Source organism: Streptomyces polygonati, from assembly GCF_042650325.1.
Classification (GTDB): domain Bacteria; phylum Actinomycetota; class Actinomycetes; order Streptomycetales; family Streptomycetaceae; genus Actinacidiphila; species Actinacidiphila polygonati.
Genome location: NZ_JBHSBB010000003.1, coordinates 57,582 through 72,188, shown reverse-complemented (window position 1 = coordinate 72,188; position 14,607 = coordinate 57,582). Strand labels below are relative to the sequence as shown.

The window sequence follows — 14,607 nt, the reverse complement described above, 5'->3', positions numbered from 1 at the left end:
GTCAGCCCGCCGGGCGGGTGACCGCGGTGATCGGCATCATGCCCACCGGGTCGTAGCGGACCCGGGCGCCCGGGTAGGGCGCGTGGACGACTTGGCCGCCGCCCACGTACATACCGACATGGCTCGCGTCGCCGCGGTAGAGCACCAGATCGCCGGGGCGGGCCCGGTCCAGCGGTACGTGCGTGCCGGAGTTCAGCTGCTCCTGGGAGGTGCGCGGCAGGGCGACGCCGGCCTGGCGGTAGGCGTAGACCATCAGGCCCGAGCAGTCGAAGGCGTGCGGGCCGGTGCCGCCCCAGACGTAGGGCGCGCCGACCACCGAGCGGGCGGCGGCCACCGCGAGGGCCGCGCGGCCGGAGGAGGCCGGGAAGTCGGCGAAGGCGGGCAGCGGCCGGTCGCGGGAGGCGCGCAGGCCCGCGCCGGGAAGATACTCCGCGCGCTGGGCGCGGGACAGTGTGTTGAGGATGCGCTGGGCGGAGGCGAGCGAACGCTGGACGGCCTTCTTGCGGTCCTGCAACAAAATCCCGGCCTGGCGCAGTTCGGCGAGCTTGGCCGCCGCCTGGTGGCGCTGCCGCTCCAGCGCCCTTTCGGCTTCCTGGAGTTGCCGGAGCCGCCCGGCCTGCTGGTCGCCGATCCGGTTGACGGTGGAGACGTGGTCGAGGTAGTCGGCGGGGCTTTCGGAGAGCAGCAGCACCAGGGACGGGTCGAGGACGCCGTCGCGGTACTGGGAGGCGGCCAGCGCGCCGAGTTCGTCCCGGAGCCGGTTGACCTGGTGCTGGCCCTTGGCGGCCCGGTCCTGGAGCGCGCTCAGTTCGGTGCGCAGCCGGGTGGCGCGCTCCTGGGCGGCGTCGTATCGCTGGGTCGCCTGCTCGGCCTGCTGGTAGAGGTGGTCGAGCCGGTCCAGCTGGGAGGCGTGGTCCGGGGCGGGGCCCGCCGGGTCCGCGGCGGCGATCTGCGCGGCGCCGCCGGACAGCGCCGCGGTGGCCGCCGCCGCCGCGGAGAGCACGGTGACGCGAGTGGTGCGGGCGGCCAGGCCCGGCTGCGGAAAGCGTCGATGGGAAGCCACAGCAGCAGACAGTAACCACGCGCTGGCGGAGAGTACAAAGGACCGCCGGGCGGTGCGTACCACCACCTGCGGCTGCGCCGCAGGTCACACGGCCCGGGCCGGACCGGCGCCGGGGAGGTGATCACCCGAACGCCGTACGGAGCGGTGTTGTCGCCCCGCCCGCCGCGCCCGCCGGACTCCCGGCGAACCGCGGATCGCCAGGGCCCCCGGGTGGTCAGATACGGACGCCGAACTCGAAGGGCATGTCGCCGATCGACTCGTACCGCACCACGGCTCCGGGCTTCGGCGCGTGCAGCACCACGCCGTTGCCCGCGTACAGGCCGACGTGGTGGTAGTCGCCGTAGAAGATCACCAGGTCGCCGACGCCGAGCTGCGACTCCGAGTAGATCCGGGTGCCGGCGTTGGCCTGCTCCTGCGAGGTCCGCGGTATGCCGACGCCGGCCTGGGCGTAGGCCCAGGAGGTCAGGCCCGAGCAGTCGAACGAGCTGGGGCCGGTGGCGCCGTAGACGTACGGCATGCCGATCCTGCTCACGGCGGCCTGGAAGGCGGCGGAGGCCCGCGCGGTGGCGGCCTTGGCGTCGCCGAGGTTGACCCGGGTGCTGGCGCGGTTGGCGGAGACGACGTCCTGCGCCTGAATCGCGGCGCGCTGCTGCGCGGTGAGCGAGCTGAGCACGTGCTGGGCCTGGCTCAGCTTCGTCTTGGCCTCGCTCTTGCGCTGGGCCAGCTCATTGCGGGTGCTCTGGAGTTCGGCCAGCTTGGCGGTGGCCTCGGCGCGGGACTGGTCCAGGCTCCGCTTGGCGTCCTGGAGCTGCTGGAGCGCGCCGGCCTGCAGCGAGCCGAGCTGGTTCAGGGTGGACGCCTGCTGGAGGTAGGTGTCCGGGTTGCCCGAGAGGAAGAGCTGGATCGTCGGGTCTATGCCACCGCTGCGGTACTGGGAGGCGGCGAGGGTGCCGATGCCGTCCCGGAGCTGGTTCAGGTGCTGCTGCTGGCGTGCCACCTGGTCCTGAAGGCTTGAGGCGTCCTTCTGGAGGGTATGCAGTTGCTCGTTGGCGGCGTCGTACTTCTCGGTGGCCTGCTCCGCCTGCGTGTACAGAGCGTCCACCTTGGTCTTCGCGTCCTTGATGCTGGACTGCGGGGCGGCGTTCGCGGCCTGCGAGGAAAGGGCGACCGCGGCAGCGGCGGTGGCGGTCAGCACGGTCACGCGAGTGCGGGTTGCCGGCTTGGGACGACGGTGGGACGCCACGAAGGCGAGCTCCTTCTTCCTCAGCCGCCTACCGGTTCTGCTGGCGGGCGGCCCCCGAGCGTCATCCGGGTTGGATGATCGACTGCGCGGAGGTACGAGGCCTGACCTTAGTGACCTTCCTGTGATCGGTTCAAATCTTTGTAGGCAAAATCTCGACCGCTTCGCACATTCTTTACGTGCGTCGTACGCGCGGTAAGGGCCGCACAACGCTCAGTTGGTGTCGGCGCGCGATCGACGCCGCCGTGTCACGGCAGTGGACGACCCGGTGAACGGCCCTGTGCCGCGGGCGTGTTCGGACCGGGGCGGGCGGGGCGGTCAGACCCGCGCGAGCCGCTTCAGCAACAGCAGGGAGGCCACCGGACGGGCTCCCGCCTTGGCCACCCCGTCGGCGACCTCGCGGTCCGCGGAGACCACCACGATCTGCCGGCCCGGCGGTTCGGCCCGCACCAGCCGGCGGATCAACTCGTCAGCGGTCTCACCGGCCTTGCTGAACAGCACCCGCACCCCGCGCGGCGGCGCCAGCAGCACCGGCATGTCCAGATCGGCGCCGTCGAAGACACAGGTGACCTCGGCGCCGCTCTGCGCGGCCAGCGCCGCCAGACCGCCGAGCAGCCGCAGCCGCTGCTTCTCCAACGGCAGTGACGGATAACCCGTCTTGGTGACGTTGTAGCCGTCCACCACCAGATGCGCCTGCGGCAGCGCGAGGAGTTGGTCGAGCAGTTGCGGATCGGTCGCGGACAGCGCGCGGGTGGCGATGTCGCGGGCGCTGAACTGCCCCGGCGCCACCGCGTCCACGGTGTCGGCGGGCCGGACGCCGATGGTGTCCCGCGGCGGCAGGGCGAGTTCGCGCCGCAGACCGGCCGCGGCGTCCAGCACGGTGTCCAGCAGCAGCCGCAGCCGTACGTCCTCCACGCTGCGGCCCTCGCGGACCGCGCGGCGCCCCGCCTCGACCACCGCCTCGGCCTCGGTGATCCGGGCGCGCAGGCGTCTGGCCTCGCCGTCGGCGGCGGCCCGCTCCCGGTCGGCGGCGGCGCGCGAGTCGTCCAGCTCGGCCTGGAGCCGGCGCTGGGCGGCCTCGGCGCGCTTGACGTCGCTGTGCGCGGCGCGCAGCTTGCGGTGCAGCGCGTCGCTCTCCTTGCGGACCGTGTCGAGTTCCGCGCGGGCCCTGGCCGCTTCGGTACGGGCCTGGTCCTGGAGCGCCTCGACCTCCTCGCGCAGCCGGGCCAGCTCACGCAGCGTCTCCTCGTCGGCGCGCTCGGCGTCGGCCCGCTGGGCCTCCTCGCCGGCGGTGGCGACCAGCTTGGCCCACCCGGGGGGCCGCAGCAGATAGGCGGCGGCGGCCACGTCCAGCGGGTCGGCGGCGGGCGGCGGGGTGGAGCCGTCCAGCGCCTCGGTCAGCTCGGGCTGGGACTCGCGCAGCTTGCCGGCCACCTTGCGCCGGAAACCGGCGTCCGACTCCAGCGCGGCGGCCAGCGCGGTGGCCGCGTACCGCACCCGCCGCGAGGGGGTGAAACGGGCATAAGGCCGCAGCGACACCGGCAGATCCGCGAAGGTGAAGCCGCCGAAGGCGTCCGCGGCGATGGCGACGACCCGGTGCCGTACGCCTTCGGGCAGCGGTCGGTCCAGCGCGGGCTCGCCCGCGCCACCGTCGCTCGCCTCGGCGTCGGGAACGCCACCGCTACCGTCCACCAGTCACTCCCGTCCGGTTCCTCGGCGTCCTCCCGGCCCCCTTCGATCCCTCCGGCCGCCGTCTGCTGTTTCCATTGTCCCCGTTGCGGGGGTCAATCCGCTCAGTACCTCGTGAATGGCTCGGCGGGCGGTTCGCCGTGGGTCCTTCCGGTACGGACCACGGGTGTGTGTCCCGGTCACCCTACGGCCTCGGCGGTCCGCCGCGCTGCGGCGAGGCGACCTCGGCCCGATACGACCGTTCCGTCATCATCGGTCCATGGTCATCCCGGTGTACGACAAGAACCCGGTCCGCCGCACACCGGTGGTGACGTACACGCTGATCGGCCTGTGCACCGCGGTGTTCCTGCTCGGCCCGCTGTCCGGGTTCACCTCGCTGTACGGCGGCGCCGGGCGGCTGCCGTGCGCGCAGGCGGTGTATTTCGACCACTGGGGGGTCATCCCCACCGAGCTGTTCCACGGCAAGCTGCCGCCCGGCCGGCTGGTACTGCCCGCCGGCTGCCCCGCCGCGCACGGCTACCGGAAATCGCCGCCGCTCTCGGTCCTCACGGCGCTGTTCCTGCACGGCGGCTGGGTGCACCTGATCGGCAACATGCTGTTCCTGTGGGTCTTCGGCGACAACGTGGAGAACCGCATGGGCCGGATCCGCTTCGCCCTCTTCTACGTGGCCGCCGGCTACCTCGCCACCTACGGCTTCGCCCTCGGCCACTCCGGCAGCACGCAGAGCCTGGTCGGGGCCTCGGGGGCGATCTCGGGGGCGCTGGGCGCGTACCTCTACCTCTATCCCCGCTCGCGGGTGACGAGCCTGTTCCCCTTCCTCTTCTTCATCCCGCTGCGCTTCCCGGCCTGGATGGTGCTCGGCTTCTGGTTCGTCCTGCAGTGGCTGGCGGCCCAGACCGCCCGGGGCGGCCCGGGCGTCGCCTATCTGGCCCATGTGGTGGGCTTCGCCTTCGGGTTCCTGTGCGCGTGGGTGTGCTATCGGCCACGGCGTAAGGTGAGCCTCGTCATCAGGCCGACCCAAGGAGACATCCCGTCGTGATCACCGCGATCGTGCTCATCAAGACGTCTGTCGACCGGATCCCGGAGATCGCGGAGTCCATCGCCGCGCTCGACAACGTCAGCGAGGTCTACTCGGTGACCGGCAACTACGATCTCGTCGCGCTGGTCCGGGTGGGCCGGCACGACGATCTGGCGGACATCATCCCGGGGCGCATCAGCAAGATCCCGGGGGTGCAGGTCACCGATACGCACGTCGCTTTCCGGACGTATTCGCAGCACGACCTGGAGGCGGCGTTCGCCATCGGGCTGGACGCGTAACGCCGGACGGGCCGAAGCCCGGTCGACCTCGACTTGTCGAGCCCGTCCGGCGATTGAGGACGGGACGTCAGCGCGCCCCCGGACACCTGTCAGTCGCGGGCCGGGACGCAGCGGCCGTTCTCAGTGCGGTAGTTCCAGCGGGCGCCGTCCTGGACGAGCGTGGTGACGGCCGCGAGGAAGCGGGCGATGTGCTCGTCGGGGGTGCCGGCGCCGAAGCTGACCCGGATCGCGTTGAGGGACCGCTCGCCCGGGGCCGCGTCGGGGGCGCCGCATTCGCCGGGCTCGTCGGGCTCGCTGTCCAGCAGCGTACGGACCAGCGGGTGGGCGCAGAAGAGGCCGTCGCGGACGCCGATGCCGTACTCGGCGGAGAGCGCCGCCGCGAAGTGGGAGCTGTTCCAGCCCTGGACGACGAAGGACAGGACGCCGACCCGGGCCGAGTCGGCGCCGAAGAGGGACAGCACCCGGACCTCGGGCAGCGCCGCCAGCCCCTCGCGCAGCTCGGCCAGCAACTGCCGCTCGCGGGCGACGAGTCGGTCGAAGCCGGCCTCGGACAGGGCGCGGCAGGCCGAGGCGATGGCGTAGGCGCCGATGACGTTGGGCGATCCCGCCTCGTGCCGGGCGGCGACCGCTTCGTGCCACACCACGTCGAGGCCGCCGTCGGCCGTGCGGGTCACCTTGCGGGTGGCGCCGCCGCCGGCCAGATACGGTTCGGCCTCGCGCAGCCAGTCCGGGCGGCCGGCCAGCACTCCGGCGCCGAAGGGCGCGTAGAGCTTGTGGCCGGAGAAGGCCACCCAGTCGACGTCGAGCGCGGCGATGTCCACCGCGTGGTGCGGGACGAGTTGGGCCGCGTCCAGCACGATCCGGGCGCCGTGCCGGTGGGCGGCGGCGGCCAGCTTGCGCACCGGCCAGATCTCCCCGGTGACATTGGACGCCCCGGTGACGCACACCAGCTTCGGGCCCTTGGGCGCGCCGTGCAGGGCCACGTCGAGCTGGGCGACGGCCTGCTCGGGGGTGCGGGGGGCGGGCAGCCAGGTGACCCGGGCGTCCTCACCGCGGGCCCAGGGCAGCAGGGAGGCGTGGTGCTCGGTCTCGAAGACGAAGATCTGGGTGCCGGCCGGCAGCGCGGCGGCCAGCAGATTGAGCGAATCGGTGGTGGAGCGGGTGAAGATGACTTCGTCGTCGGGTCGACAGCCGAGGAATTCGGCGACGGTCGCCCGGCTCTGCTCGAACAGGTCGGTGGACAGCTGCGACAGATAGCCGGCGCCGCGGTGCACGCTGCCGTAGTACGGGGCGTAGGCGGCCACGTCGTCCCACACCCGCTGGAGGGCGGGCGCGCTGGCGGCGTAGTCCAGGGCCGCGTATGTCACCTCGCCGCCGGTGACCAGCGGGACGCTCACGTCCCGTCCCAGTACCGGCAGCGGCGTACGGACCTCGCGGTCGGCGGCGGTGGCAGGGCTGAACACGGTCATGACAGAGCTCCCCAAGTCCGGCTTGCTGCGAGCCTTGCTTGCTCACAGCCTGGTCCTCACCCGGGGCACCCCACCTCGGACGGAGGGTTGCCGGACAGCGAGCCGGGGCCTTAACGCTGTCACTCGTGACCTGAAAGGGATTCTGCCATATGCCGCTGAACGCGCAAGGCGCCGTCCAGCAATCGGACGGCGCCTGCCTTTCGGCCTGGTGACGGGGAGCGCGGGGGTGGCGGCGGTCAGGCGTGGCTGGCCCTGGCCCAGCGGTCCAGGACGGCGGCGGCGGCGCCCGAGTCGATGGACCGCGCGGCCTCCAGCAGACCGGCGGAGATCCGCTCTTCGAGCGTCCCCTCGCCGGGGGACAGCGCCACCAGCGCGGCGGCCGAGTTGAGCAGCACCGCGTCCCGTACCGGACCCTGCTCACCGGCCAGCAGCCGCCGGGCCACATCGGCGTTGTGGGCGGCGTCACCGCCGCGCAGCGCCGCCACCGGCACCAGGTCGAGGCCCACATCGCGCGGGTCGAAGGACGTCGGCTCGACCTTGCCGTCGCGCACCACCCATACGTGGGAGGTGGCGGTGGTGGTCAGCTCGTCCAGGCCGTCGTCGCCGCGGAACACCAGCGCGGAGGAGCCGCGTTCGGCGAGCACGCCGGCCATGATCGGTGCCATCCGCAGGTCGGCCACTCCGGTGGCCTGGGCGCGGACCCGGGCCGGGTTGGTCAGCGGGCCGAGGAAGTTGAAGGTGGTGGCCACTCCCAACTCGGCGCGGGCGGTGGCCACATGGCGCAGCGCCGGGTGGAACTTCACCGCGAAGCAGAAGGTGATGCCGGCCTCGGCGGCCACTTCCACGACGCGCTGCGGGGTCAGTTCCAGATTGACGCCGAGCTTCTCCAGTACGTCGGAGGCGCCGCTGGCCGAGGAGGCGGCCCGGTTGCCGTGCTTGACGACCTTGGCACCGGTTCCGGCCACCACTATCGCGGCCATGGTGGAGATGTTGACGGTCCTGGCGAGGTCGCCGCCGGTGCCGACGATGTCGACGGTGCGGCCGGGCACCTCGATGAGGTTGGCGTGCTCGTACATCGTCCGGACCATGCCGGCGACCTCTTCGACGGTCTCGCCCTTGGCCCGCAGCGCGATCGCGAACCCGGCGATCTGCACGTCGGAGGCTTCGCCGCGCATGATCCGGTCCATCGCCCAGGCGGTGTCGTCCCCGCTCAGGTCGCGGCCGGCCAGCAGCGAGGTCAGTACGTCGGGCCAGGACCGCGGACTCATGCTGGTGCCTCCGGCGGGGTTCACGTCGCTCATGGTCACGCTCCTGGAAAGGGGTCGCCCTCTGGCAGGATCCAGCCTATCGGCGTCCCGCCTGCGCTCGCGGCCCCTGTCGCGCGGTTCCCCGCGCCCCTGTTGGATGCCGCCGACGGCACGATCGAGCCCCAAAGGGGCGCGGGGAACCGCGCGCGCAACCACGACGGCCGCGGCGGACGGAGAAACGCCCCGGGCCGGGACCGGCACCCCGTGGAGGGGGTGCCGGTCCCGGCCCGGGAGGGTGGGTGGCGCCGAGCGCGAGCGGCTCAGTGACCGCCGTGCCCCGAAGTGATCTCCTCGTACTCCTCCGCCGTCGGCTTCGGAATCTGGCTGTGCTCCCCGTAGAAGTCCTGGGACAGCCGTGCCTGGACCTTCGCGATCGGGCTGAGCTTGCGCTCCACACCGTTCTCGTCGACCTCGGGTCCGGGGTCGATCGGCCGGGGCTGGTCGTGCGCGGTGAGCACGTGCAGCTGCTGCTGGGACAGCGGCTCGTGCACCTCGATGAACTCACCGTGCGGCAGCCGCTTGATGATGCCGGTCTCGCGACCGTGCAGCACCTTGTCGCGGTCGCGCCGCTGGAGCCCCATGCAGATCCGCTTGGTCACCCAGAAGGCGAAGACCGGCAGCACGAAGATGCCGATACGGACGAACCAGGTGATCGAGTTGATCGACAGATGGAAGTGCGTGGCGACGATGTCGTTGCCGCCGCCGATCAGCAGGACGAAGTACACCGTCAGCCAGGCCACACCGAAGCCGGTGCGCACCGGACGGTTGCGCGGCCGGTCCAGCAGGTGGTGCTCCCGCTTGTCGCCGGTCACCCAGGACTCGATGAACGGGTAGACCGCGATGGCCACCAGCACCAGCGGGAAGATCATCAGCGGGATGAACACACCGAGGACCAGGGTGTGGCCGAAGCCTCTGATCTCCCAGCCGGGCATCACCCGGATCAGGCCTTCGGAGAAGCCCATGTACCAGTCGGGCTGCGCGCCGGTGGACACCTGGTCCGGCCGGTAGGGGCCCACCGCCCAGATCGGGTTGATGGTGGCGATGGCCGCGACGGCGGCGATGACGCCGAAGACCAGGAAGAAGAAGCCGCCCGCCTTGGCGGTGTAGATCGGCATGAGCGGCGCGCCGACGACGTTCTTCTCGGTCTTGCCCGCACCCGGGAACTGGGTGTGCTTGTGGAAGAACACCAGGATCAGGTGCGCGACCAGCAGGCCGGCCATCAGACCGGGCAGCAGCAGGATGTGGATCGAGTAGAACCGCGACACGAAGTCGTGGCCGGGGAACTCGCCGCCGAACAGGAACATCGACAGATACGTGCCGACGATGGGCGTGGACAGGACCGCGCCCTCCATGAAGCGGACACCGGTGCCGGACAGCAGGTCGTCGGGGAGCGAGTAGCCGGTGAAGCCGGTGAACATGCCCAGGAAGAGCAGCATCCAGCCGAACAGCCAGTTGATCTCGCGCGGCCTGCGGAACGCGCCGGTGAAGAACACCCGCATCATGTGCACGATCATGGCGGCGATGAAGATCAGCGCGGCCCAGTGGTGGATCTGCCTTATCAGCAGACCGCCCCGGACGTCGAAGCTGATGTGCAGCGTCGAGGAGTACGCGTCGGACATCCGGATGCCCTGCAGCGGTGCGTACGACCCGTGGTAGACGACTTCGCTCATGCTCGGGTGGAAGAACAGCGTCAGATAGACACCCGTGAGGATGAGGATCGTGAAGCTGTAGAGGCAGACCTCGCCCAGCATGAAGGACCAGTGGTCCGGGAAGACCTTGCGGATGTTGGACTTGGCCAGCTTGTACAGGCCGAGCCGGCCGTCGGTCCATTCCGCGACGCGCTCACCGGGGTTGGTGGGCCGGGGCCGGGTGGAGGTGTCAGTGGTACTCATCAGCGCTCCCAGAAAGCGGGGCCGACGGGCTCCTCGAAGTCGCCAAGCGCGATGAGGTTCCCCTCACCGTTGACGCTGATCCGAAGCTGCGGCAGCGGGTGTCCCGCGGGGCCGAAGAGCACCCGGGCACCGTCGGACAGGTCGAAGGTCGACTGGTGGCACGGGCACAGCACGTGGTGTGTCTGCTGCTCGTACAGGCTGATCGGGCAGCCGACGTGGGTGCAGATCTTGGAGAACGCGACGATGCCCTCGTGGCCCCAGCTCGCTTCCCGCTTGTCCTTGATGTCCTGCGGCTTGAGCCGGACGATCATCAGCGCGGCCTTGGCGATCTGGGTCTGGAAGTCGTCGGCGGACTCCTCCAGGCCCTGCGGCTGCGCGAAGGTCAGCGAACCGACCATGACGTCCTCGGGCTTGAGGGGCTCCATGGTGTTGGTGTTGATCAGCACCTTGCCCTTGGCCCACAGCGTGTGGTCGAGCTTGCCTTCCGGCAGCGGGCCCAGGTCGCGCAGCACCAGCAGGGCGGACAGCGGTACGAGGGACAGCGCGCCGAACATCGTGGTGCGGATCAGCTTGCGGCGGCCGAAGCCGCTCTCCTTGGCGCCGGTGATCCACTGCTGCCGGACGTTCTCCCGCAGTTCGTCGTCGGCGTCCACCCGGTGCCGCTCGTCGGTGATCTCCTCGTCCGACATCAGGGTGCGGGCCCAGTGGACCGCGCCCGCGCCGATGCCGAGCATCGCCACCGCGAGGGTGAGGCCGAGCGAGAAGTTCAGCGCGCTGACGTGACCGAAGGGGAAGATGAAGACGATCTTGTCGACCGGGAAGATCACGAAGCTGGCGATGAACCCGAGGGTGCCGAGCATCGACAGGGTGAACAGGCCGGCGACCACGCGCTCGGAGTGCTTGGCTGCCCGGTCGTCGATGTCCTGACGGCGGTGCTCGTGGGGCGGCAGCCCGGGGTTGGCGAACGGGTCGGTCTTGACCGCTACGCCGCCCTCGTGGGCGCCGTGTTCGCTCGGCAGATTCTCAGACACGTCGTTGTGAGGTCCAGTCTCGCTCATGACTTCTTGGCCTTGGTCGTCCGGGTGGCGACCCAGATGGCGAGCGCGATCATCGCGCCGAGACCGAAGACCCAGGCGAACAGGCCTTCCGACACCGGACCGATGTTGCCCATCGTGAAGCCGCCCGGGTTGGGGCTGTCAGAACTGTCGACCGCCTTGAGGTAGGCGATGATGTCCGCCTTGGTGTCCTGCGGCATCGTGGTGTCGGGGAACGACGGCATGTTCTGCGGGCCGGTCTGCATCGCCTCGTAGATGTGCTTCGCGGAGACGCCCTTGAGGGCCGGGGCGAACTTGCCCTCCGTCAGCGCTCCGCCCTTGCCCACGAAGTTGTGGCACTGCGAACAGTTGGTGCGGAACAGTTCGCCGCCCTTGGCCTCGTCCGCGCCGGCCGGGCTGTACTGGTCCTTGGTCGGGATGGACGGGCCCGGGCCGAGCGAGGCGACATAGGCGGCCAGCTGGTCGATCTCCGCCTGGCTGTAGATGACGGGGTGCGATTCGACCTGCTCGCCGGGCGCCTGCGCGGGCATCCGGCCGGTGCCGACCTGGAAGTCGACCGCGGCGCTGCCCACACCCACCAGGCTGGGGCCGTCGGTGCTGCCCTGGCCGGACATGCCGTGGCAGGTGGCACAGCCGACCGAGTACAGCTTCTTGCCCTGCTGGATGGCCAGCGACTGGGCGGAGTCGGCGGCTTGCGCCTGCGGCGCCGGGGCGAGCGCGGCGTACAGCCCCCCGGTGGCCGCGAGCGCGAAGAATAGGACGACAAGCGCCGCCAGCGGGTGGCGTCGTCGTGCGGAGAGCTTTTTCACGGATTACCCCGAGTGTCAGGATCTCTTGTGTCGATGCTTTGGCGGAATCCGGCGAGGCCTACCCGGTCTGTCCGGAGCCCGGGACCGGCTACTTGATCAGGTAGATCGTGGCGAAGAGGCCGATCCAGACCACATCGACGAAGTGCCAGTAGTAGGACACGACGATGGCAGCGGTGGCCTGCTGATGGGTGAACCGCTTGGCCGCGTACGTTCGTCCGAGCACCAGCAGGAACGCGATCAGACCGCCCGTCACATGCAGACCGTGGAAGCCGGTGGTCAGATAGAACGCCGAGCCGTACGCGTCCGAGCTGAGCGAGATCCCGTCCTTCCTGACCAGGTTGGTGTACTCGAAGATCTGCCCGCCGATGAAGATCGCGCCCATGATGAAGGTCACGATGAACCAGGAGCGGAGCTTCTTCACGTCGCCGCGCTCGGCGGCGAAGACACCCATCTGGCAGGTGAACGAGGAGAGCACCAGGATCGTGGTGTTCGTCGCGGAGAACGGCACGTTCAGAGCGTGCGCGTGCTCCTTCCAGAAGACGTCACCCGTCACCGACCGGAGCGTGAAGTACATCGCGAAGAGGGCCGCGAAGAACATCAGCTCGGAACTCAGCCAGATGATGGTTCCGACGCTGGTGAGGTTCGGCCGGTTGACCGACGGGTGCGCGTGCCCGGTTTCTACTGCTGTTGCTGTCGCCACGTCCGACATTATGTCGGTCGCTTATCCGGCGCTCACTCCGGGGGTCCCCTTCGGTGTGTCCATGCCCCCGCCCACCCCGCCCGGCGTCCTGGAACCGTCCCTCGAACGGGTGATGGGAGTACCCGGTCGGCGAATGACGGTCCGAATGACGCCCGGTCGGAACGGCCGCGCCGGATCTTCGCGGGGTACGAACACTCCTCCCGAAGGCACTGGCGGGAGTAGCATCCCAGTCACTTGAGAACGCGTTCACGATGTACGCCGAGTATGCCGACCAGGAGGATCCAGGATGCAGGCGATCGCCACCGTGCTGGTCTACAGCGACGACGCGAACACCCGGGAGCAGGTCCGGCTCGCCGTCGGCCGCAGGCCCGCCGCGGATCTGCCGCCGGTGGAGTACGTGGAGTGCGCGACACTCCCCGCGGTCCTGGAGCAGTTGGAGCGCGGCGGCATCGACATCTGCGTGCTGGACGGCGAGGCCAACCCGGCCGGCGGGATGGGCGTGGGCCGCCAGATCAAGGACGAGATCTTCCGCTGCCCGCCGGTGCTGGTGCTGATCGGCCGCCCGCAGGACGCGTGGCTGGCCACCTGGAGCCGCGCGGACGCGGCGGTCACCCACCCGGTGGACCCGGTGGCCCTGACCGAGACCCTGGCGACGCTGCTGCGCCACCGGATCACGCCGGTCGTCACGACCGTCGCGACCCGGTAGGCGCTGCGGCAGCGCACTCGGCTCGGGCGCCGCTGTCCAGGCGCTGTCTAGGCGGCTTCCGGGCGCAGCCGGGCCGGGGCCTCGTCAGGGGTCTTGGCGCTGGCCTGGGTGCCCTTGGACGGGGCGACCAGCGCGCTGCCCTGCTGCCACTGGTCCCAGTCGAGGTTCCAGTCGCCGAAGCCGTTGTCGAAGGGCGTCATCTTGGCGCCCTTGCCGTTGATGACGTCGACGATGTCGCCCTGGCGCACATGGTCGTAGAACCAGTGGGCGTTCTCGGTGCTCATGCCGGTGCAGCCGTGGCTGACGTTGGCGGAGCCCTGCGAGCCCTCCGACCAGGGCGCGGCGTGCAGGTACTCACCGCTCCAGGTCACCCGGGTCGCCCAGTAGACCGGCAGGTCGTACGAGTCGGAGCTGCCGGCCGCGATGCCGATGCTCTGGCTCTTCATCTGGACGAACGACTCCTTGGCCAGCACCACCTTGAGGCCGTTGCGGGTGTCGAAGCCCGGCTTGCCGGTGGTGACGGGGAGTGTCTTGACGACCTTGCCGTTGTCCTTGAAGGTCAGATGGTCGGTGGCGACATCGGTGATCGCCTCGATCCGGTCGCCGGTGTGCAGCACCAGCGGCTTGTCGGCGGTGCCGGTGACCCCGCCCTGGGTGTGCCCGCCGCCGAGGGTGCTGCGGACCGTGATCCTGGCGTGGGCCGGCCAGTAGGTCTTGGGGCGGTAGTGCAGGGTGCGGTCGTCCACCCAGTACCAGGAGCCGGTCGCGGCCTGGGGACTGGAGCTGACCACCAGGGTGGATTCGACCGAGGCGCGGGCCGCGCGGTCCTTGACCGGGTGGTTCAGCGCGGCGGTGATCGGCTGTCCCACGCCGTACGTCCCGGCGTTGGGGCCGAAGGTGACATGCAGTCCGGCCTGCGCGGAGCTGGTGTCGAAGACGACCACTTTGCGGCCGGGGTGACCGTCGGAGTCCTCGGTGCTCACCCGGACGGTGTAATGGGCTCCTGCCGCCAGCGTCCCGGTGGAGTGCCAGCGCAGTCCGTCGGAGCTGAGTTCACCGCGTACGAAGCGCCCTGCGCCGTCGGTTGCGGTGACGTCGGTTATCCGGCTGCCGTCCTTCTTGACGGAGACTTCCAGCGGCTTGGCGGGGTCGGCCTTGCCGCCGCTCGCCGTGGCGAACGCGACCTTGGCCGCTGCTTCGTAGGGGGGCGCGGCGAGCGGGTTGCCGTCGCCCTGGCAGGCGGCGAGGCCCACCGCGAGGGGGGCTATGAGAAGCGCGCTGCGCACTGCTATGTGGCGCCGGGGAATGAGGCGCGAGCGAAGGTGGGTCATGCCGTTCACGCTAGGAACGCCCGGCCGGG

13 protein-coding genes and 1 riboswitch are annotated in these 14,607 nt (G+C 70.6%); of the genes, 3 read left to right on the top strand and 10 right to left on the bottom strand.

Annotated elements, in window-relative coordinates; all coding sequences use genetic code 11:
* Position 1 precedes the first annotated feature (1 nt).
* The 3 genes from ACFO3J_RS02305 to ACFO3J_RS02295 all read right to left on the bottom strand — a co-directional run bounded on the left by ACFO3J_RS02305 (position 2) and on the right by ACFO3J_RS02295 (position 3,998).
* The gene (locus ACFO3J_RS02305; protein WP_386425531.1) at positions 2–1,063 is read right to left on the bottom strand and encodes a C40 family peptidase; all 1,062 of its coding nucleotides are present in this window, start codon (positions 1,061–1,063) and stop codon (positions 2–4) included.
* A 214-nt stretch (positions 1,064–1,277) separates the two neighbouring features.
* Complete coding sequence (locus ACFO3J_RS02300; RefSeq protein ID WP_386425528.1) at positions 1,278–2,306, bottom strand: C40 family peptidase; 1,029 nt, start codon at positions 2,304–2,306, stop codon at positions 1,278–1,280.
* A 315-nt stretch (positions 2,307–2,621) separates the two neighbouring features.
* The gene (locus ACFO3J_RS02295; RefSeq protein ID WP_386426016.1) at positions 2,622–3,998 is read right to left on the bottom strand and encodes an NYN domain-containing protein; all 1,377 of its coding nucleotides are present in this window, start codon (positions 3,996–3,998) and stop codon (positions 2,622–2,624) included.
* Between the two features lie 253 nt (positions 3,999–4,251).
* On the opposite strand from ACFO3J_RS02295, the gene ACFO3J_RS02290 reads away from it, so the two are divergent.
* Together ACFO3J_RS02290 and ACFO3J_RS02285 are read left to right on the top strand one after the other, a co-directional pair.
* Entirely contained in the window at positions 4,252–5,031 is a 780-nt protein-coding gene (locus tag ACFO3J_RS02290) for a rhomboid family intramembrane serine protease (RefSeq protein ID WP_386425526.1), read from the top strand.
* The gene (locus tag ACFO3J_RS02285; RefSeq protein ID WP_386425523.1) at positions 5,028–5,309 is read left to right on the top strand and encodes an Lrp/AsnC family transcriptional regulator; all 282 of its coding nucleotides are present in this window, start codon (positions 5,028–5,030) and stop codon (positions 5,307–5,309) included. Before ACFO3J_RS02290 ends, ACFO3J_RS02285 begins: the two co-directional genes overlap by 4 nt.
* Positions 5,310–5,398: 89 nt before the next feature.
* Here ACFO3J_RS02285 and ACFO3J_RS02280 read toward each other — a convergent pair whose 3' ends face one another.
* The 6 genes from ACFO3J_RS02280 to ctaE all read right to left on the bottom strand — a co-directional run bounded on the left by ACFO3J_RS02280 (position 5,399) and on the right by ctaE (position 12,550).
* Positions 5,399–6,778 (bottom strand): aminotransferase class V-fold PLP-dependent enzyme, encoded by a 1,380-nt coding sequence (locus tag ACFO3J_RS02280; RefSeq protein WP_386425521.1) that lies wholly within the window; start codon positions 6,776–6,778, stop codon positions 5,399–5,401.
* A gap of 13 nt (positions 6,779–6,791) precedes the next feature.
* A riboswitch (SAM riboswitch) is annotated at positions 6,792–6,909 on the bottom strand.
* A 105-nt stretch (positions 6,910–7,014) separates the two neighbouring features.
* The gene (gene trpD, locus ACFO3J_RS02275) at positions 7,015–8,079 is read right to left on the bottom strand and encodes an anthranilate phosphoribosyltransferase (protein ID WP_386425518.1); all 1,065 of its coding nucleotides are present in this window, start codon (positions 8,077–8,079) and stop codon (positions 7,015–7,017) included.
* Positions 8,080–8,345: 266 nt separating this feature from the next.
* On the bottom strand, positions 8,346–9,977 hold the full coding sequence (gene qcrB, locus ACFO3J_RS02270) for a cytochrome bc1 complex cytochrome b subunit (protein WP_386425515.1): 1,632 nt from the start codon (positions 9,975–9,977) through the stop codon (positions 8,346–8,348).
* Positions 9,977–11,035 carry a cytochrome bc1 complex Rieske iron-sulfur subunit gene (gene qcrA / locus ACFO3J_RS02265; protein WP_386425513.1) on the bottom strand — a complete coding sequence of 353 codons (1,059 nt, stop codon included), beginning with the start codon at positions 11,033–11,035 and terminating at the stop codon, positions 9,977–9,979. The genes qcrB and qcrA overlap by 1 nt, the downstream gene beginning before the upstream one ends.
* Positions 11,032–11,841, bottom strand: coding sequence for a cytochrome bc1 complex diheme cytochrome c subunit (qcrC, locus tag ACFO3J_RS02260; protein ID WP_386425510.1), 810 nt, complete (start codon positions 11,839–11,841; stop codon positions 11,032–11,034). The genes qcrA and qcrC overlap by 4 nt, the downstream gene beginning before the upstream one ends.
* A gap of 88 nt (positions 11,842–11,929) precedes the next feature.
* On the bottom strand, positions 11,930–12,550 hold the full coding sequence (ctaE, locus tag ACFO3J_RS02255; RefSeq protein ID WP_386425507.1) for an aa3-type cytochrome oxidase subunit III: 621 nt from the start codon (positions 12,548–12,550) through the stop codon (positions 11,930–11,932).
* A gap of 277 nt (positions 12,551–12,827) precedes the next feature.
* Here ctaE and ACFO3J_RS02250 point away from each other — a divergent pair, with 277 nt between their 5' ends.
* Complete coding sequence (locus tag ACFO3J_RS02250; RefSeq protein WP_386425504.1) at positions 12,828–13,247, top strand: hypothetical protein; 420 nt, start codon at positions 12,828–12,830, stop codon at positions 13,245–13,247.
* A gap of 47 nt (positions 13,248–13,294) precedes the next feature.
* Here ACFO3J_RS02250 and ACFO3J_RS02245 read toward each other — a convergent pair whose 3' ends face one another.
* Positions 13,295–14,578 (bottom strand): L,D-transpeptidase, encoded by a 1,284-nt coding sequence (locus ACFO3J_RS02245; RefSeq protein WP_386425501.1) that lies wholly within the window; start codon positions 14,576–14,578, stop codon positions 13,295–13,297.
* Positions 14,579–14,607: the final 29 nt, after the last annotated feature.